Source organism: Amycolatopsis palatopharyngis, from assembly GCF_003385185.1.
Lineage (GTDB): Bacteria > Actinomycetota > Actinomycetes > Mycobacteriales > Pseudonocardiaceae > Amycolatopsis > Amycolatopsis palatopharyngis.
In genome coordinates this window covers 52995-70939 of sequence record NZ_PQHZ01000007.1, presented here as the reverse complement: position 1 = coordinate 70939, position 17945 = coordinate 52995, and the positions used below count along the sequence as shown (strand labels likewise).

Below are 17945 nucleotides of genomic sequence, written 5' to 3'. Positions count from 1 at the left end.
AGTTCTGACTCGGGCACCTATGGCTCTTCGTGCATACTTTGCTGGCCAGAAGGTGTGTGCGGCTCTGGCTGGTTAGAGGTGCAGTCTTGCGATGCTTCCGGTCGTCGGTCCCGTAGTCGCAGTGCCGGAGTCTCGTTGAGGCTCAGCAGATCGACCGCGACCCGGTTGATTTCGGCGCCGTTGGCAACGGAGTGCAGCAGGCCGTTGTAGAAGAGATCCCAGATACGGCGGTCGCGTTGCAGGTCCCCAACCTGGCGGTCGAGCCAGTGCCCGTCGAGGTCCTCGATGCGGAGGTGGAGCATGCCGCCAGCGAAGTAGCCTTCGACGGTCGTCAGTTCGTAGATCTTCAAGTAGCCGGAACGGGCACGTCGATACAAGCGCTTGTTGAAGTCGAGTTTGATCCAGTCCGAGCCGGCGGACGTGGTCTCGTAGTCCAATGGACCAGAAGCCAAGTACGCGAACACGACCGCGACGACCCATACCTGCCAAAATCCGAGATAGCCGAGGTCGCCCTTAAGTAGTGCGAGCAGCAGAGCCCCGCCACTCATCAGCCCGAGTGCGACAAAGAAGCTTTGGACGTTGAAGAAGCGGCTGTCGCGGTGCCAAGTGAGTACTGGCCCCATTCCCTCGGGCGGGTCTGGCTTGTGAGAGACCTTATTCGAGCGTGCGGGGTCGTGCTCAGCCGCGACGCCCTTGTCGTTCTTGAACCCTGGGGCGTGTGGAGGAAATGGCTCGCCAGTCTGTGAATCCGGGCGGGGAGGTAAGTCTGAGAAGTTGTACCAGGTGCGGCCTCGTTCAGGCCCGCGGTGACGTCCAACCATAGTGAGCCTCTACTCCGGTACGAGGAAGTCAACGACGGCTTGACCTCCGATGGCGCCCGCGACGCCGCCGACCGTTCCGACGACCAGTGTGCCCCATGGACCGATCGCCGATCCCCACACGGCTCCCGCCGCCGCCGATGCGGCTGCCGCACCTAACGCGCCGCCACCAATGGTTCCTGCGGAATCAGCGATGGCCTTACCCCAAGACTGCTCACCGCTCGCCGCATCCATGACTTCGTTCAGTGCGATCATCCCGCTCCCGACGTAGGGCATTCCCTTCAGGATCCGTTGTCCCACCTTGACCTGGGTTTTCGCGTGCTCTCCGAGTGAGCCGATCTGCCTCTTGCCGGGATAAGCGGCGATGATGCGTCGAGTGCCTTCAGGGACGTTCTTGATCCAAAGATCGAACTGGTTCGCGCGGGCGATGGCGATGTCTGCGTTGACGCGTGCTTTGTTGGCGGACTCGCGTAGCCAACCCAGGGTGCGCTGGTCCGGATTGGCCAAGGTGCCGTTGGCGTACTTCTCGAAGGCGCTGGCGCGAGTCACGGCGCGTTCGGCCTTGTCCATCGCGGCTTGTCGCCCTTTTTCCATCGTGCCGATATAGCTGATAGTGCGGGCGAGAACGACGGGAGTGAGGTTGACCATCTCGGTGAGCCCGGTTTCGACCTTGCCCATGACCTCGCGTAGCGCGTTGTGGGCGTTTTCCTCCATCGTGCGGGCGGTTTCCACGATGGCTTTGCACTCGTTGTAGACGGCGACCTTGGCGTTGTATTCGGAGATGACCGCGTTGTGGGCGGCCATGGCCTGCTGGTTGTCGTGCATCACTTGCCGTGCTTCGGCGGTGCCACACGGCCCGGTGGGCAGGACGGGTGCGGGTGGCGGTGGCGGCGGGCCGACAATGTACGGACCATCCACCACCAGACCCCCAGCGCGGGCTTTGCCCAGAGCGTCAGCCATGCGGGTTTGGATTGCGTCGAGGGAGTCGGCGAAGTCGCGCAACGCCCATTCGCAGTCGAAGGCACGGTCGGAGATCATGGTGATGTCCGGGTTCAAGCCCTGGGTGCTGTCGTTGAACTGGTCGTGTGCCGGACCGCGCCAGCTCGCATCGCCAATACCGCGCGCGGCGCGAACCGTGTCGGCACCTTCGTGCGCGCCCGCGTAGAGCTTGGCCAGGCCGTCGGCGGCTTCGATACACGTGCCGGAGCTACCGTTGACCGTGGTGTTGAGTGCGGAGCCACCCATCGCCGGTTCCCGTCCCCTTCAAGTGTTCAGCGTGAGTCAGTTCAGCGGGATGTTGCGCTCGCCCATCGATTCCTCGCCCCAGTCCTCATACGTGTCGTGTTGCTGCTTCTCCATCGCGCCCTCGTGGGTGTTCTCGATGGTGTGGTAGCTGCCCTGCGCGACGTTGATCTTCTCGGCGATATCGTCCAGTGCCTGCGCTCCGGCCACGGTGGAGGTCATCAGCGCTTGCAGTGCTCGCGCGACGTACGGTGATGAGGCTCCGGCATCTGGTGCCTCGGCCTGTGCGGTGGCAGCTTGGTCCAGTGCCTCCGCGCCGTCCCGGAGTTTGCTAGCCATGTCGTCCAGCGCGCCGGTTTCAAAGGAGTAACCACCGTCAGGCATTTTGGGGTCCTTCCTGTTGAGAGGGGTCGTTCGTGCGGGTCCAGTCGTGTACGGGGCCGGTGTGTCGGGCTTCCTCGGCGAGGACGGGGTTGAACAGGACCCCGAGCGCTCCGGCCTGCTCGGCGATGAGGTCGATGTCGTCGCGGTCGACGGCCACCCACGGTTGGTGTGGACCGCAACGCTCGGCGAGCGCCTCCGGAGAGGTGAACGCGAGCACCATCAGCCGCCCGGCGTTGTCGGGTTGCAGTTCCAGGTGTACGACCTGCTGGCCTTCGCGCACCGGACGCGAGGGCACATACAGCAAGGCGCCCTCACCTCGGGGCGTTGCGGGTTCCAGGTCTGGTTCAGCACGGACGTCGGGCTCCGGGTAGCGGTGCCCTTCGGGCAGCCAGGCGTCGAGGATGGCCAAGTTGTAGTCGTGCTCGTCGCCCAAGGCTTGCAACCTCTCGACCGTCGTGGCTGCCCAGGGTTGCCCCAGACCGCACGCCGCGACCAGATTCGCCACGCTGCTGTAGACAGCGGCGGCTGGTCCTCGTGGCGTGTTGCGCAACTCGACCACCTCACCGGCTGCCACCGATGCAGGGAGAGTCAGTGCGTACAGGACGCCAGGCGCGCGTTCGGGCAGGTCGTCCAGCAGCACCACCGCACGATGTCTCGTCCGTTCGGTGTCCGCCACGATTTCCCCGCTGCCATTCCTGTCAGTCACTCACCGTCCCCCGGCGATCACTCTAACTGACTGGACTGCCGTGGACCGCAAGTTCGGCTCAACTACGCGGGGATCGATCACCGAGGCAGCGGGGCCTACTCCGTCGGCCAGTCCGGTTCCGTGCGAACGCAGTCATCGCAATTCCGAAGATGAGCGCCCGGTTGGCCCGGGGCGACTGTGGTGACCCAGCCCAGTACTCCGCAGGCGGTGATGACTACAGTGCGCCCGTCCAGCACCGAGGCGAGGGGCTTGTCCGGTACGCGGTGGACGAGGTCTTCTTCCCGAAGTCCGAGAGCCACCATCCCTGATTCCGGCATCGGAGGAGGCGTGCGGTGGTGGGGATGCGGTGTCGGGCGCTGCCCCGGCGGCAGCGAGGGCATCGCCTCGGGGTCGCACAGCGCTGATGGCGGTAACGGAATCGCCGCTAAGCAGGCGGTACAAGGCGCCCCACCGATCCCGGGCAGGTTCTCCAGCACGTGCGGCGGAAATTTGGCGCCGCAGTGGGCGGCAAGTTCGGTGGGCAGGGTGCCGTTCTGCGACAGAGCGATCAGGTGGGTGACGCGCTGGCTTTCGCCGTGAGCGTGTTGGCGCAGGAGCCGGGCGAAGATGACGGTCACGGGCGCTGCCCAGTCCGGATAGCGGCGTGCAGGGCAGCTTGGATCCCCACCGCATCACCAAGTTGCCCACCCGTGGCCTCCGGCGTCATCCACCAGGACACCGAGCCGGAGCGGACCCGGCTGGGTGGCAGAGTGATCAGCGCGCCTCGCGGCAGGATCCGCACGCCACGTTCGTCCGCCAACGCGGCGATAACGGTGGCACCTTGGTGGACGAGGAATCGTGCGCCGTCCGGACACAGCGCAATCGGGCCAAGATAGCGGCGTAGCGCCGACGAGATCGCCGCAGTGGCGGCCAGCCAGGTAGGCGCACACAACACATCGAAGTTCACGCCTGCGCGAGTGAGAATGATGTGGGGGTAGCGCGCCCACCAGGAGTGGACTGTAGCGGGGTCGGTGGTCGCGAGCCGCGCGAGCACGACGGGCTGCGCGGCCAATAAAGGCTCCACTGTGGTGGGATTCCAACAGGTCAAGCCGTCACAGACCGGGCCGGGTAATACTGCCCACCCGCGCCCGGCATAGGACAACGCCGCCTTCTTGAACAGCGCACGACGACGCTGCTCACGCTGCTCGGGCACCTCATGGCTCAAGGCACTCACAGGTCCCGGCCTCCACGCTGCCATGAGGCCAGCAGTTGAGTACCGCGCATCGTCAAAGTCGCCGGGTACCAGCCCGGTTGGTCCGGTTGCGGCTTAGCGAGAACGACGAAGCCGTCGCGACGCAACACATACAACGCCGAGAACACTCCGCTGTCCAACTCCTCGTTCGGCTGACACAACACGTCATCCGGAGCGGTCGCTCCGATTCGGCCGCGCGAGACCTTGCGCAGAGCAACGAACAGTTGCGACGTGTGCAGGGGCGGGTCTGCCAAGGCAAGCGCTGTCACGTTCTGACCCTTCTAACTGGGAGGGGCGGATTTGGCTGAGTGAGCGAGAGGTGCCCGACGAGTGGCCGGGTGCGATTTGTTCGGTGATGAACGTCGAGGCTGGCCCGCGCGGCCGATGCGGGTTGGGATCCGCAGCCGCACGGGCCAGCGTGGGCAAGGAAGTAGCCGGCTCGCCGACTCACGTTCTCCCTTGCCCTGAGGTGCACGCGGCCAAACGGAGCGTGTGCGTCCGGCCGCGTGCTGCTGATGGGCTCGATGGCGTCTGCCTCGTCAATCAGTCGGTATGGCAGGTCAAGACGAGAGGTCAGGCTGGACTGCGAGCAAAGAGCTCGACTCATGGCGATCCTCTCGTCTCAGCACGTGTCCTACTGCCATCGGAAGGTGAATCATCTAACGGAGATTCCCAGATTCTCGAACTACACCGTAAGATACAACATAGTTTGAGAATGGCAAGTTAGTCAGTGCGACGATTGGGTGGTGACTGAATGGCACCCTGCGGGGGAGATACTGTCTTGGTCACGACTGAGCTGGAGGCAAACCACGTGTCCACGAACCAAACGGTGTGCAGACTCCTGATCGGCAACGAGCTGCGACGGGCACGCGAAGCTAAGGGACTGAACCAGGACGACGCGGCCAAGCACATCGGCGTCAAGGTGACCAAGGTGAGCCGCCTGGAACTCGGCCAGACTCGGGTGAGCGTGCCCGAGGTCAAGATGCTGCTGGAGTACTACGGCGACGAGCAGGACCACATCGACGGCTTGCTCACCCTGGCCCGTGGAGCGAACCAGCGTGGCCGATGGGACGGGTATCGGGCGTCGATTCCCGAATGGTTCCGGATGTACGTCGATCTTGAGAGCGGCGCGGAGGAGATCAAGTGGGTGCAAGCTGAGCTGGTGCCCGGCCTGCTCCAGATCGAGGACTACACCCGCGCGATGCTCGCCGAAGCGCTCGCCGCAGCTCCCGACCCGGACGTGGTTGAGAATCAGATCCAGGCCAGGATCGAGCGTCAGCGGATGTTTCTGGGCGCCCACGCGCCAGCCGGAGCATTCGTGCTGTCGGAATCGTGCCTACACCGCGAAGTGGGCAATCGCGACGTGATGGGTGCCCAGCTACATCACCTCGCCGACACCGCGCAACGCAAGAACGTGCAGATCCAGGTGTTGCCGTACAAGACCCAGACCTACGTTGTGGGCGTGCCGTTCGGATTCACGATGCTCACGCTTGGCGCTCCGGGGATCGCCTCTCCGCTGGACGTCGTGTACGTCGAGACGTTCGAGAACGCCACATACTTCGACGACAAGGACGTGGTGAGATCCTATGGTCACCAGTGGCGTCGCATGACCGCTGCCGCGTTGGGACCGGCGGAGTCTGTGGACTTCATCCGGAAGGCGGCGGAGCAATACAAGTAACCGCAGAAGGGATGGCCGCACATGGCACAACCAGACTTCGCCGGTGCCCGGTGGATCAAGAGCAGTCGCAGCGCCGAACAAGGACAGTGCGTCGAACTCGCGGCCGTAGACGGCTGGGTCGGAGTACGCGACTCCAAACTTGGCGAGGCAGGCCCGGTGCTGTCCTTCACCCAGACGGAGATGGCAGCGTTTCTAGACGTGGCCAAGAACAGCGAGTTGAAACGCCTCGCGTGAGAGCAAGGGAGGTCCCCGGTTCAAAAAACACGGCCGGGGGCCTCGCTGCGTCAGCTGAGCGCGCCCCGACCAGGACTGCCGCCGTTAGCCGGTGTAGCGCACGTCCCGTTGGTAACAGGCGATCACCGGGTTGAATGACCCCTCCCGGTCCCGCGGCACCGCCACCTCGACTTCGCCCACCGCGTCCGACATCACGGTCTTCGACCGAACGCCGTTGCGTGTGTTCCTGCCGACGCGAGCGGGCTCATCCTGGTGCTTGGCGTATCCGACGTGGTCGGTCATCTCCGCGTTCGATGCGGTCTCCAGGACCGTCTTGGTCAGCTGCTTCAGCAGCCCGTGCGGGCCGGTCAGGGCCAAGCCCTGCTCCTGCGCCTGAGCAACCATCGCGGCCGCCAACTGCTCCTGCGCCGACGACGTCCTCGCCGGCCTGGTGGTCTTCTCCTCAGCGCTGACAACATCAGATGTCATCACTCACCGTGCCCATCCCGCCGGAACCAGTCCGGCGGGTCCGAGCCAAAGACGCTGAGACAGTCCCCCGCTGGCGAGCACTCCACCGCATCACCCTCAGCCCCACCCACATCGGCACCATCACCCAAGCAGCCCTCGTCCTCACCCAACACGAACACCACGGCCGCTACTGAGAAAACCACAACAATTGGGAACCCCCCGAGACCCGTTCGTGGAGCGCAAACACGTGTGCACAGAAGGCGAACACGCGGCTTCGCGGCCCCTGCTCGGCGCGGAGAGGGTCGCCGGTAACCTTCCGCGCGTGTCTGTCAACAACGACGGACCTGCCACGTCCAGGGGGCAGGTCCCGGACAGCCCGGTGAAGGCCGTGGTCGCGCCACCCCGGCCTGCCCGCATCGAGCCCGTGCAGCTGACCATGCTCGCTGCGCGCGCCGACGCACGGCTGTTCCCGGAAAGTGGTGCCGGTCCGGAGAGCGAGACGGTCGTGACCGGCGCGACCCTGCGTGCCCAGCAGGTCCTTCCCGGCGATCTCTTCGCGGCACTGCCCGGAGCCAGGGCGCACGGTGCGGACTTCGCGGCCGAGGCCATCGCCGCCGGTGCCGCCGCCGTGCTCACCGACCAGGCAGGCGCCGATCGTCCCGCGCTGCGCGACTCACCGGTTCCCGTTCTCGTGCACCCGGACCCGAGGGCCATCCTCGGCCCGATCGCCGCCTGGATCTACGGCGAGCCCTCCCTGCAACTCTCCGTGCTCGGAGTCACCGGCACCTCGGGCAAGACCACCACCGCCTACCTCGTCGAGGCCGGACTGCGCGCGGCAGGCCGGACCACGGGGCTCATCGGCACCGTGGAGACCAGGATCGCGGGACAGCGCCTCTCGAGCGCCTTCACCACACCCGAGGCGCCCGATCTGCAGGCGTTGTTCGCGGTGATGGTCGAGCAGGGCGTGACGCATGTGCCGATGGAGGTGTCCAGCCACGCACTCTCGCTCGGCCGCGCCAACGGCACCAGGTTCGCCGTGGGGGCGTTCACCAACCTCTCGCAGGACCACCTGGACTTCCACCGGGACATGGAGGACTACTTCGCGGCGAAGGCGATGCTGTTCGACGGCCGCTCCACCGCAGAGGTGGTCATGCTGGACACCGCGTGGGGGCAGGCGCTGGTCCGCCCGCACACCGTGACCGTCTCGATCGAGCCGGACAGTCCCGCCGCCTGGCGGGCCTCGGACATGGCGATCACCCGGACCGGAGAGCAGTCCTTCCGGTTGCACGGCCCCGGCGGCCTGACCGCGCGGGCGACCCTGCCGCTGCCCGGCACGTTCAACATCGCCAACGCGGTGCTCGCGGCGGCGATCCTGGACACGGCGGGAGTGCCGATCGAGGCCATCGTCGCCGGGCTCGCCTCGGTCGAGGTGCCCGGCCGGATGGAGCGGGTCTACCTCGGCCAGCCCTTCACCGCGGTCGTCGACTACGCCCACAAGCCCGCCGCCGTCGCCCAGGCGCTGCAGGCACTGCGGGCCCGCACCGAGGGCAGGATCATCACGGTCCTCGGCTGCGGAGGGGACCGGGACACCGCCAAGCGCCCGCTGATGGGCGAGGCCGCGGCCAAGGGCAGCGACGTGCTGATCGTGACCGACGACAATCCCCGTAGCGAGGACCCGGAGCCGATCCGCTCCGCGATGCTGGCGGGAGCCCGAGCGGTCGGTCCGACGCTGGACAGCGAGGTCGCCGAGATCGGCGACCGCAGGGCCGCGATCGCCGAGGCCGTGCGCCGGGCAGGGCCAGGGGACGTGGTCCTGGTCGCGGGCAAGGGACACGAAACCGGCCAGGACATCGGCGGCGTCGTGCACCCCTTCTCCGACCGTGACGAACTGGAGGCAGCCATCAGGGACCGAGGCTTAGAAGAATGAGTGTTACGCACATACGCAGGTGCGGCTACTGCGCGAGTGTCACCAGCACCCGGCCGCCGCGAGCAGCCCTCCGGGCAGCCCCCGTCATCCGGGTTGTGCATAACCCTCACCAGCTCGAGGTGAACACGTGATCGCACTGACCCTCGCCGAGATCGCCAGGATCGTCGGCGGCAGGCTGCACCGTGCCGAGGGGACGGAGCAGGTCACCGCCGGTGTCGAGTTCGACTCGCGCGCGCTGGAGCCGGGTGGGTTGTTCCTCGCTCTGCCCGGCGAGCGGGTCGACGGGCACACGTTCGCCAGACAGGCGATCGAGGCCGGCGCGGCGGGTGTGCTCGCCGCGCGCGAGGTGGACGCGCCCTCGGTCATCGCGGCGCCGCTCGCCGAGGGCGAGGCCCACGAGCGTTCGGTCGCGCTCACCGGGGACACCGACGGGTCCGGAGCCGCGGTACTCGCCGCGCTCGCCAAGCTGGCCCGGCATGTCGTCACCGAGCTGTCCGCCAGGGAACTGACGGTCGTGGGGGTGACCGGCTCCTCCGGCAAGACCTCGACGAAGGACCTGATCGCACAACTGCTCGAGCCGCTGGGCCCGACCGTCGCGCCCCCTGGCTCGTTCAACAACGAACTCGGCCACCCCTGGACCGCGCTGCGCGCCGACGCCGGGACGCGGCACCTGGTGCTGGAACTCTCCGCCCGCGGCCCCGGGCACATCGCCGAACTCGCCGCGGTGGCGCCCCCGCGGATCGGTGTCGTGCTCAACGTCGGCAGCGCGCACGTCGGCGAGTTCGGTTCCCGGGAGGGGATCGCGAAGACCAAGGGCGAACTCGCCGAGGCGCTACCCTCCGCCGCCGACGGTGGTGTCGCCGTGCTCAACATGGACGATCCGCTGGTGGCGGCCATGGCCGCGCGTACGACAGCGCGGGTGGTCGGCTTCGGCGAGAGCGCGGCGGCGACGGTGCGCGCCGAGAACGTCACCCTCGACGATCAGGCTCGCGCGTCGTTCCGCCTCATCACCCCGGCGGGGGAGGCGGACGTGACCCTGCCGCTGTACGGCGAACATCACGTGAGCAACGCGCTCGCCGCGGCGGCCGTGGCACTGGAGCTCGGCAGCCCGGTGGACGAACTCGCGGCCGCCCTCGGCGCGGTGCGGCGCCGCTCCGAACGCCGCATGGAGGTCAGCACCCGTTCCGATGGGCTGACCGTGCTGAACGACTCCTACAACGCCAATCCGGAGTCCGTGCGAGCAGCACTGAAGACTTTGGCCTCGATGAGCCGGGGCCGCCGGTCATGGGCGGTACTCGGTGTCATGGGCGAACTCGGGGCCGATAGCGTGACCGCGCACGATGAGATCGGCCGCCTCGCCGTCCGGCTCAACATCAACAGGCTCGTGGTCGTCGGCGGGGAGGACTCCGCCGCGGCGCCGATGCACCTCGGCGCGAGTCACGAGGGATCTTGGGGAGAGGAGTCGGTCCTGGTACCCGACACCGACGCCGCGATCGCGCTGCTGCGCGAGGAGTTGCGGCCGGATGACGTGATGCTGGTGAAGGCCTCCAAGGTCGCGCAGCTGTGGCGCGTGGCCGACGCCGTGCTGGCCGAGGACGTGCCGGGAACCGGTGACTCGAGACAGGACGGTGCGCGGTGATCAGCATCCTGATCGCGGCCTCGGTCGGCCTGCTCGTTTCCATCCTGCTGACCCCGTACCTGATCCGGGTGTTCTCCAGGCAGGGGTTCGGGCAGGAGATCCGCGAGGAGGGCCCGCAGGGGCACAAGTCCAAGCGCGGTACCCCGACCATGGGTGGCGTCGCGATCATCGTCGCGATGGTCGTCGGCTATTTCGTCGCCCACGCCCTGGACTGGATGCGCGGCTCCACAGGAAACGGACCGTCGGCGTCCGGCCTGATCGTCCTGTTCCTGGCTGTCGCGCTGGGTATCGTCGGTTTCCTCGACGACTTCATCAAGATCCGCAAGCAACGCAACCTCGGGCTGAACAAGACCGCAAAGCTCGTCGGCCAGCTTGTGGTCGCCGTGACGTTCGCGATCCTGGTCCTGCAGTTCGCCGACGAATCAGGCATCACTCCCGCGACGCGCAATCTCTCCTACGTGCGTGACCTCGCGTTGATCGCCTTCCCGCTGCCGATCTTCATCATTTTCTGTTACGTGGTGATCTCCGGCTGGTCCAACGCCGTCAACTTCACCGACGGCCTCGACGGGCTGGCCGGCGGGGCGTCGGCCATGGTGCTGGCGACCTACGTGGTGATCTCCTTCTGGCAGGCCCGGCTCAGCTGCGCGGAGACCCCGCAGGCCGCCTGCTACGCCGTACGGGACCCACTGGACCTCGCGGTGGTCGCCGCGGCCGCGGCCGGGGCCTGCGTCGGGTTCCTGTGGTGGAACGCGGCACCGGCGAAGATCTTCATGGGCGATACCGGTTCGCTGGCCCTCGGTGGACTGGTCGCGGGCCTGTCCATCACCACCCACACCGAATTGCTGGCGATCGTCATCGGCGGCCTGTTCATGGTCGAGATGCTGTCGGTGGTCGCCCAGATCGCGGTCTTCCGCACCACGCGGCGCAGGCTGTTCCGGATGGCGCCGTTCCACCACCACTTCGAACTCGCCGGTTGGGCGGAGACGACGGTCATCATCCGGTTCTGGCTGCTCGCGGCGATCTGCTGCATGTTCGGCCTCGGCCTGTTCTACAGCGAGCAGCTCGGCGCGGCGGGAGGCTAGGCCGGTGTTCCGAGGGGACCGTGTCCTCGTCGCCGGTGCGGGCGTGACCGGGCGATCCGTTGCGGCCGCGCTGGTGGACATGGGCGCCGAGGTGACCGTCACCGACGGCAATCCCGAACGCCTCGCCGAACTGGCGGTCCACGGAGCGCGGCTGGTGCCTGGCCTGAATGCTCCGCCGGAGGGCACCTCGCTGGTGGTCACCAGCCCCGGCTGGCGGCCGTCGTCACCCTTGCTCACGGCGGCCGCGGCCGCAGGTGTCGAGGTCATCGGCGACGTCGAACTCGCGTGGCGGATCGGGCAGGAGCTGCCCCGCCCGCCCGTGTGGCTCGCGGTCACCGGTACCAACGGCAAGACCACCACTGTCGGAATGCTCGAGTCGATCCTGCGCGCGGCCGGGCAGGACGCCGTGGCCTGCGGAAACGTCGGTTTCGCCGTACTCGACGCCGTACTTGCCGGGCACGAGGTGCTGGCCGTCGAGTTGTCGAGTTACCAGCTGCACTGGTCGAACACCCTGGCGCCGCTCGCCTCGGTCGTGCTGAACGTCGCCGAGGACCATCTCGACTGGCACGGTTCCCTCGCGGAGTACGCGGCCGCGAAGGGCACGATTCACGACCGTGCGAGCAACGTCGTGCACAACGCGGCCGACGAGTGGTCGGCCCGGCTGGCGGACGCGCACGCCCCCGAAGGGGCCGTGCGGACGGCCTTCTCATTGGCGACCCCACGCTCCGGTGAGCTCGGTGTGGTGGAGGACCTGCTGGTGGACCGCGCTTTCGTGGCTGATCCCGTACACGCGGCCGAGGAACTCGCGACGCTGGCCGACGTACGCCCAGCCGGCCCGCACAACGTCGCCAACGCCCTCGCCGCGGCGGCGCTGGCCAGGGCCAACGGGGTCCCGGCTCACGCCGTCGCCGAAGGTCTGCGCGCATACCGTCCCGCGGCGCACCGCGCCGTCGAGGTGGGCGAGGTGGGCGGAGTCCGCTACGTCAACGACTCGAAGGCCACCAACCCGCACGCCGCGGCCGGATCCCTGCACGCGCACCCGAACGTGGTGTGGATCGCGGGGGGTCAACTCAAGGGCGCCTCGGTCGACGAACTCGTGGCCGGCGCCGCGGATCGCCTGCGCGGAGTCGTCCTGCTGGGCATCGATGCCGACGTGATCGCCGCCGCTGTTGCGCGACACGCGCCGGATGTACCCGTCCGGAGACTACTTCCGGGTGACGATGAGCCCATGACTACGGCGGTGAGTGCGGCCGGCGCGCTGGCGCGACCCGGTGATGTAGTGCTGCTCGCGCCTGCCGCTGCCTCCCTGGACATGTTCCGCGACTACGCCCATCGGGGTGACGCCTTCGTCTCCGCGGTGCGGGCGCTGCCGGAACCGGACGGGGTGGATGGCGCGCGGGAACAGCACCATGACGGTGGTTGAGGACGACCCCGAGGCCGCCCGCACCGTGCGGCGGAGGTCGCCACGGAGCTCCCGCCAGAAGCGTGACCGTCCCGAACGCGGGATCACCGCACTGCGGACGGCGCTGACGGCGTGGCTGTCCCGGCCGCTCGCCGACTTCCACCTCATCCTCGCCGTGTGCGGTCTGCTCACCACCATCGGCATCGTCATGGTGCTCTCGGCGTCCTCGGTGGCCTCCTACGCACCCGGCGACGGCAGTTCCGTGTACGCCCAGTTCCAGAAACACATGCTGTTCGTCGTGCTCGGCGGTGTCGTGTTCTGGATCGGCCTGCGGATGCCACTGAAGCGGATCCGCGCCCTGGCCTCCACCGGTATGGTCCTCGGCCTCGGGCTGCTCGCCCTCGTCCTCACCCCGCTGGGCACCAGCGTGAACGGATCGCAGGGCTGGTTCGTCGTCGGTCCGCTGTCACTGCAGCCGGTCGAGGTCGCCAAGGTCGCGCTCGCGTTGTGGGGGGCGCACATCCTGGTGACGAAGTACAACGTGCTGCACCAGTGGCGGCACCTGCTCGTGCCGGTCGTGCCCGCCGCGCTGCTGATGTTCGCGCTGCTGATGGTTCAGCCCGACCTCGGCGGGACGATCACCCTCGGCGTCGTGCTGATCGCCCTGCTGTGGTTCGCGGGCGCACCCAAACGACTCTTCGCGGTGATCCTCTCGGGCGCCGTGGCCGGAGCGGTGCTGCTGGCGCTGATCGAGCCGTACCGGCTGGCCCGGGTGATGACCTTCCTCAACCCCGGCAGCGATCCGCAGGGCAAGGGACTGCAGGCCACCCAGGCGCTCTACGCGCTGGCCGACGGCGGTCTGTTCGGCAAGGGGCTCGGGCAGGGGCAGTCGAAATGGCGATACCTGCCCAACGTCGAACACGATTTCATCTTCGCGCTGCTCGGCGAGGAACTCGGCTTCGTCGGGTGCCTGGCCGTGATCGGCCTTTTCGGCCTGCTGGCCAGCGTCGGGCTGCGGATCGCGATGCGCAACCTCGACCCGTGGATCCGGATCGTGGCCGGCACGCTGACCGCCTGGCTGGTCGCGCAGGCGGCGATCAACATCGGCTACGTCGTCAGCCTGTTGCCGGTCACCGGCGTCACGCTGCCGCTGATCTCCTACGGTGGCACCTCGCTCGTCGTCACCATGTTGCTGTTCGGGATACTCGCCAACTGTGCCCGCCACGAGCCGGAGGCGGTGGCCGCACTGCGTACGCAGGGACCGGGTAAGTTCGGCACGCTCTTGCGGCTGCCCGCGCCGGACCCGTACCGCCCGCCTGCCAAGCGCAGGACCAGCAGCCGGGGCGGCTCGGGCCGCACCGGACGGCCCGCGGCGCGGGGTGCGCGGTCGAACGCGGCCGCCGAACGCCGGAGGGCCGCACCGGAGTACGGTCGGCGGTCCACGGCCCGCGGCTCGGGCCGGGGCGGGACGGCACGCGGGAGCGCGACACGTGGTGGTTCGACTCGGAGAGGACATCGGTGACAGAGCCGGCAACGGGCGGTGACGGCATGGCGAGCCGTCCGGCGAAGGAGACCACGACGGGCGCGTCCCCGGCGGGAAGGCCGCCCACCGTGGTGGTCGCCGGCGGCGGAACGGCCGGGCATATCGAGCCCGCGATGGCGCTCGCGGACGCGGTCCTGCGGTTGCGCCCTGATGCGAAGGTCGTGGCGCTCGGTACCGCGCGCGGCCTGGAGAACACCCTGGTGCCCGAGCGTGGATACCCGCTCGAACTGATCCCGCCGGTCCCGATGCCGCGCAAACCGTCCGCGGAGCTGCTCCGGCTGCCCCTGAAGGTGCGCGAGTCGGTCAAACGCACTCGTGAGGTGCTGGACCGGGTGCGGGCGGACGTGGTGGTCGGATTCGGCGGCTATGTGGCGCTGCCCGCCTATCTCGCCGCCAGGGGCAGGGTGCCCATCGTGGTGCACGAGGCGAACAAGCATCCCGGGCTGGCGAACAAGGTGGGGGCGCGGTTCGCGCGCATGGTCGCCACCGCCGTGCCCGGCACTCCGCTGCCTGGCGCGCGCGTCGTCGGAATTCCGTTGCGCCGCTCCATCACCACCCTCGATCGGCCCGGACTGCGTGCGGAGGCGAGGGCGTACTTCGGGCTCGACCCGCACGCGCCGACCCTGCTGGTGTTCGGCGGGTCGCAGGGAGCGCGCTCGATCAACACGGCGGTATCCGGTGCGGCACGGGAGCTGGCGGACGCGGGGATCGGAGTCCTGCACGCGCACGGACCGAAGAACACCCTCGCCGTCCAGGACTTCCCGGGAAAGCCCGCCTACCTGCCGGTGCCCTATCTGGACCGGATGGACCTCGCTTACGCCGCCGCGGATGCCGTGTTGTGCCGATCCGGCGCGATGACGGCCGCGGAGGTCTCGGCGGTCGGGTTGCCCGCGGTCTTCGTTCCACTGCCGCACGGCAACGGTGAGCAGGCGCTCAACGCCCGTCCCGCGGTGGACGCGGGTGCGGCGCTGCTGATCGAGGATGCGGAGCTGACGGCGACTACCGTGGTCGAGCAAGTGATTCCACTGGTCGCCGATGCCGATCGACTGAAGCAGATGAGCGCGGCGGCGGTGGGAATGGGACATCGCGAGGCCGACGAGGTCTTGGCCAGGATGGTGCTGGAGGCAGCTGGTGCGTGACGAAGACGGTGGCGTGACATCGGGTGTCGCCGAACTGCCCGAGGTGCTGCATCGTGCGCATCTGATCGGGATCGGCGGGGCCGGGATGAGCGGAATCGCGCGGATCCTGCTGGCCAGGGGTGCGCGGGTGTCCGGCTCCGACGCGAAGGACACCAGGGCGTTTCTCACCCTGCGCGCGCAGGGCGCCGAGATCGCCATCGGTCAGCATGCGGACAACCTCGACCTGCTCGAAGACCCCCCTTCCTCGGTCGTGGTCTCCACCGCGATCAAGGAGACAAATCCGGAGCTGGCCGCTGCCCGCAAGCGCGGGATACCGGTGCTGCACCGGGCCGAGGCGCTCGCCGGACTGATGGAGGGCCACCGGGTCGCCTGTATCGCGGGTACCCACGGCAAGACTTCCACGACTTCGATGCTCACGGTGGCGTTGCAGCACTGCAGGCTCGACCCTTCGTTCGCGATCGGCGGGGACCTGAACGAGTCCGGCGCCAACGCCCACCACGGTGAGGGCGGGCTCTTCGTGGCGGAAGCCGACGAGAGCGATGGCTCCTTCCTGGCCTACTCGCCTTCGGTGGCCGTGGTGACCAACGTCGAGCCCGATCATCTGGACCATCACGGCACGATCGAGGCCTACGTCGCCGTCTTCACCGAGTTCGCGCGCCGGATCGCGCCGGGTGGCGTCCTGATCGTGTGTGCCGACGACGCTCCCGCCGCGGAGCTGGCCGCGCGAGCGGAGGCCGAAGGGGTCCGCGTACTCCGTTACGGCCGCACCGCGTCGGGTGACGACGACGCCAAGGTGCTGGAGTACTCACCGACCGAGGACGGCGGCACCGTACAGGTCCTGCTGCGGGGCGAGAAGCTCGAGGTGGGGGTGGCGGTACCCGGCGAGCATATGGCTCTCAACGCGGTGGCCGCACTGCTGGCGGGACTGGAACTGGGTGCGCCCGCGGTGTGCCTCGCCGAGGGGCTTGCGGCGTTCGGCGGGGTCCGGCGGCGCTTCGAGTTCAAGGGGCGGGCCAGCGACGTCCGGGTGTACGACGACTACGCACATCACCCCACGGAGGTCGCGGCGCAGCTGCGCGCCGTGCGGCACTCGGCCGGCAAGGGCCGTGTGGTGGTGGTGTTCCAGCCGCACCTCTACTCGCGGACCAAGACTTTCTCCCGGGAGTTCGCCGACGCGCTCGGGCTGGCCGACGAGGTGATCGTGCTCGACGTCTACGGTGCGCGGGAGGAACCGGAGCCGGGGGTGTCCGGAGCGCTCGTCGCCGACCAGATCTCCGGTGCCACCGTGCACTACGAGCCGGCCTTCGATCGTGCCGTGCAACTGGCGGCGGAGCTGGTACGACCGGGCGATCTGCTGGTGACGATGGGTGCGGGCGACGTAACCCAGCTCGGCCCGGAGATCATCACCGAGCTGGACCGGCGGGGTGAAGGAGACTCACGGGGTGAGTAGGGGCGAGCGCGACCGGCGCCGCCGGTCACCGGGGCACGGCTCCGAGCGCTCTGCAGCCCTGCCGGCGAATGAGGCAAAGTCACAGCGCGACCGGCGCCGCCGGTCATCGGGGCACGGCTCCGAGCGCTCCGCGGCCCCGCCGGCGAATGAGGCACACGTGCCGCGTGATCGCCGCTCTCGGTCACGTGGCTCCGAACGCGCTGCCGGTGTATCGGTCGGTGAGCGGTCCGCTCGCCGGCGAACCTCGGCCGACCGGCCGCGTGGCACCCCGCAGGAGCGAGCCAACAGAACGGCGCGAGGTCGCAGGCCACAGAGTGCGCGGGCCAGGACCGGCACCCGGCCGAGTCGGCGCAAGGCGCTGCGCAGGCGCTGGGTAGCGCTGCTCACCGTGATCACGGTCGCGGCCCTGGTGTACCTGCTGTTCTTCACGTCGATGCTCGGTGTGCGCTCGGTCGAGGTGCTCGGCAACGCCGCGGTGTCCACCGAGAAGGTGCTCGAAACGGCTGATGTGCCGGATCGAGAGTCGATGTTCGTCTTGGACACCGACCGCATCCGGGAGCGGGTGGAGACACTGCCGGTGATCGCCACAGTGGATGTGTCCCGTTCGTGGCCGAGCACGGTGAAGATCGAGGTCAGCGAACGCACCCCGGTCGGGTACTACGACACCGGCGAGACATTGCATCTCGTCGACGGCAGCGGTGTGGTGTACAAGGAGATCCCGGAGAAGCCGTCCGGGCTGCCGGAGCTGAAACTTCCGCGCGTCGCTCCGGAGGACCCGGTGACGACGGCGGTGACGGCGGTTCTCGTCTCGATTCCCGAGGACCTGCGGGACCGGGTGGTTTCGGCGACCGCTGAGACTCGCGGCAGTGTCGAGCTGACGCTGGCCGACGGAAAGACCGTCCGCTGGGGCGACGCCGACCAGACCGATCGTAAGGCGAAGGTGCTCGCGGTACTGCTGACCAGGGAGGGGACCACCTTCGACGTTTCCAGCCCCGAGCTGCCGACGGTGTCCTGAGCGGCTTT

The 17945-nt window shown here is 68.3% G+C and carries 18 protein-coding genes; 11 read left to right on the top strand and 7 right to left on the bottom strand.

What is annotated here, in order from left to right; genetic code table 11:
* Positions 1–17: 17 nt before the first annotated feature.
* From D0C15_RS07430 to D0C15_RS07415, 4 genes are all read right to left on the bottom strand, one after another.
* Complete coding sequence (locus tag D0C15_RS07430; protein WP_211323112.1) at positions 18–548, bottom strand: hypothetical protein; 531 nt, start codon at positions 546–548, stop codon at positions 18–20.
* Between the two features lie 282 nt (positions 549–830).
* Complete coding sequence (locus D0C15_RS07425) at positions 831–2063, bottom strand: hypothetical protein (RefSeq protein ID WP_116041982.1); 1233 nt, start codon at positions 2061–2063, stop codon at positions 831–833.
* A gap of 36 nt (positions 2064–2099) precedes the next feature.
* The gene (locus D0C15_RS07420) at positions 2100–2444 is read right to left on the bottom strand and encodes a hypothetical protein (RefSeq protein WP_116041979.1); all 345 of its coding nucleotides are present in this window, start codon (positions 2442–2444) and stop codon (positions 2100–2102) included.
* A complete protein-coding gene (locus D0C15_RS07415; RefSeq protein WP_116041976.1) occupies positions 2437–3150 on the bottom strand; it encodes an SAV_915 family protein in 714 nt (237 codons plus the stop codon). Before D0C15_RS07415 ends, D0C15_RS07420 begins: the two co-directional genes overlap by 8 nt.
* 149 nt (positions 3151–3299) lie before the next feature.
* Here D0C15_RS07415 and D0C15_RS33985 point away from each other — a divergent pair, with 149 nt between their 5' ends.
* On the top strand, positions 3300–3458 hold the full coding sequence (locus D0C15_RS33985) for a hypothetical protein (protein ID WP_162829937.1): 159 nt from the start codon (positions 3300–3302) through the stop codon (positions 3456–3458).
* A gap of 305 nt (positions 3459–3763) precedes the next feature.
* Here D0C15_RS33985 and D0C15_RS07410 read toward each other — a convergent pair whose 3' ends face one another.
* A complete protein-coding gene (locus D0C15_RS07410; RefSeq protein WP_162829936.1) occupies positions 3764–4363 on the bottom strand; it encodes a bifunctional DNA primase/polymerase in 600 nt (199 codons plus the stop codon).
* Positions 4360–4650 (bottom strand): hypothetical protein, encoded by a 291-nt coding sequence (locus D0C15_RS07405; protein ID WP_162829935.1) that lies wholly within the window; start codon positions 4648–4650, stop codon positions 4360–4362. The genes D0C15_RS07410 and D0C15_RS07405 overlap by 4 nt, the downstream gene beginning before the upstream one ends.
* Positions 4651–5192: 542 nt before the next feature.
* On the opposite strand from D0C15_RS07405, the gene D0C15_RS07400 reads away from it, so the two are divergent.
* Both D0C15_RS07400 and D0C15_RS07395 read left to right on the top strand, forming a co-directional pair.
* A complete protein-coding gene (locus D0C15_RS07400; protein ID WP_162829934.1) occupies positions 5193–6059 on the top strand; it encodes a helix-turn-helix domain-containing protein in 867 nt (288 codons plus the stop codon).
* Between the two features lie 21 nt (positions 6060–6080).
* Positions 6081–6293: a DUF397 domain-containing protein gene (locus D0C15_RS07395; protein ID WP_116041965.1), complete on the top strand. Its 213-nt coding sequence runs from the start codon at positions 6081–6083 to the stop codon at positions 6291–6293.
* 84 nt (positions 6294–6377) lie between these two features.
* Here the strand turns inward: D0C15_RS07395 and D0C15_RS07390 are convergent, their stop codons facing one another.
* A complete protein-coding gene (locus tag D0C15_RS07390) occupies positions 6378–6761 on the bottom strand; it encodes a transposase (protein WP_116041963.1) in 384 nt (127 codons plus the stop codon).
* Between the two features lie 415 nt (positions 6762–7176).
* Here D0C15_RS07390 and D0C15_RS07380 point away from each other — a divergent pair, with 415 nt between their 5' ends.
* From D0C15_RS07380 to D0C15_RS07345, 8 genes are all read left to right on the top strand, one after another.
* Positions 7177–8667: a UDP-N-acetylmuramoyl-L-alanyl-D-glutamate--2,6-diaminopimelate ligase gene (locus tag D0C15_RS07380; RefSeq protein WP_245975635.1), complete on the top strand. Its 1491-nt coding sequence runs from the start codon at positions 7177–7179 to the stop codon at positions 8665–8667.
* A gap of 127 nt (positions 8668–8794) precedes the next feature.
* A complete protein-coding gene (locus D0C15_RS07375; protein ID WP_116041958.1) occupies positions 8795–10306 on the top strand; it encodes a UDP-N-acetylmuramoyl-tripeptide--D-alanyl-D-alanine ligase in 1512 nt (503 codons plus the stop codon).
* Positions 10303–11388 (top strand): phospho-N-acetylmuramoyl-pentapeptide-transferase, encoded by a 1086-nt coding sequence (mraY, locus tag D0C15_RS34955; protein WP_116041955.1) that lies wholly within the window; start codon positions 10303–10305, stop codon positions 11386–11388. The genes D0C15_RS07375 and mraY overlap by 4 nt, the downstream gene beginning before the upstream one ends.
* 4 nt (positions 11389–11392) lie before the next feature.
* Positions 11393–12811 carry a UDP-N-acetylmuramoyl-L-alanine--D-glutamate ligase gene (gene murD / locus D0C15_RS07365; protein ID WP_116041952.1) on the top strand — a complete coding sequence of 473 codons (1419 nt, stop codon included), beginning with the start codon at positions 11393–11395 and terminating at the stop codon, positions 12809–12811.
* Positions 12798–14312 carry a putative lipid II flippase FtsW gene (ftsW, locus tag D0C15_RS07360; RefSeq protein ID WP_116042353.1) on the top strand — a complete coding sequence of 505 codons (1515 nt, stop codon included), beginning with the start codon at positions 12798–12800 and terminating at the stop codon, positions 14310–14312. Before murD ends, ftsW begins: the two co-directional genes overlap by 14 nt.
* A 26-nt stretch (positions 14313–14338) precedes the next feature.
* Positions 14339–15472, top strand: a complete 1134-nt coding sequence (gene murG / locus D0C15_RS07355) for an undecaprenyldiphospho-muramoylpentapeptide beta-N-acetylglucosaminyltransferase (protein WP_116041949.1) — start codon at positions 14339–14341, stop codon at positions 15470–15472.
* Positions 15465–16922: a UDP-N-acetylmuramate--L-alanine ligase gene (gene murC, locus D0C15_RS07350; protein WP_281270669.1), complete on the top strand. Its 1458-nt coding sequence runs from the start codon at positions 15465–15467 to the stop codon at positions 16920–16922. Before murG ends, murC begins: the two co-directional genes overlap by 8 nt.
* Positions 16923–17079: 157 nt before the next feature.
* Positions 17080–17937, top strand: coding sequence for a cell division protein FtsQ/DivIB (locus D0C15_RS07345; protein ID WP_116041947.1), 858 nt, complete (start codon positions 17080–17082; stop codon positions 17935–17937).
* Positions 17938–17945 lie beyond the last annotated feature (8 nt).